The sequence below is a fragment of the Phyllobacterium sp. P5_D12 genome, assembly GCF_054049495.1.
Genome location: NZ_JBFUMG010001068.1, coordinates 1 through 796, shown reverse-complemented (window position 1 = coordinate 796; position 796 = coordinate 1). Strand labels below are relative to the sequence as shown.

Sequence of the window (796 nt, the reverse complement as noted above, 5' to 3'; positions counted from 1 at the left end):
TTGGTACCTGGGTCGGCTACGATCTGGATGGACGTACGGACATAGCCTGGATCGACATGTTTCGCTTCAGGCTTGCTGAAAAATCGCGGCAGATCCGTCGCTATCAAGCTTCAATGGCCCGGATACGCGCAAAGCCCGGATGCGGATCGGCGGCCGGAAACAAGCTCGGGCAGATGGCTCTGAAACTCGAGCGGCTCCACGCATGGAGCGATCTTGTGCTTGAAGCCTTTTCGCAAATGCCGCTCGATCCGTCAGCGCTTGAGGCCGCTTCGGAGATATTGACGACCGATCATCCCGACCGGATCGTCAGCATCGATCCCTTGCTCACCATGCTGGACGAAGGGATCGCGGATGCCTCCGACGAGATTGCTCTGGACCTGCTCATTCTGCGTAGCGAGATGGCAGCGCTCAGCTTTGGCGTGGGCGAAGTTCACCTGCGTATCAATGCGACACAGCTTCATAACGCCATCATGCAGTATCTGGACCTTGATTCCGAAGAACAGATCGGCAGTCGATCCATCCTCGAAATGCTTGGCGAACTCATCCGCGATGCCGATAAGTATCAGGTCAACTTCGCCTCCCTCGATATCGAGCAAAAAACGGCGCTGCGTCAGTTCCTGCTCGCCGCCCAGATCCTCAAGCACGTCGATAGCGATTCCTCCATTCGCCTGTTGATTGCCGAATGCGAAAACCCGGCAACCGTGCTTGCCGCAATGTGCTTCGCCCGGCTGTTCGGCGTCGATCACAAGCTCGATATATCGCCGCTGTTCGAGACGCCCACAGCGCTGGAAGGTGC

Annotated in this window: 1 pseudogene; it reads left to right on the top strand. The window is 57.3% G+C overall.

The window, feature by feature from the left end:
• Positions 1–113 precede the first annotated feature (113 nt).
• Positions 114–796: pseudogene (locus ACXJ5O_RS28745) on the top strand (hypothetical protein); the annotation flags it as partial.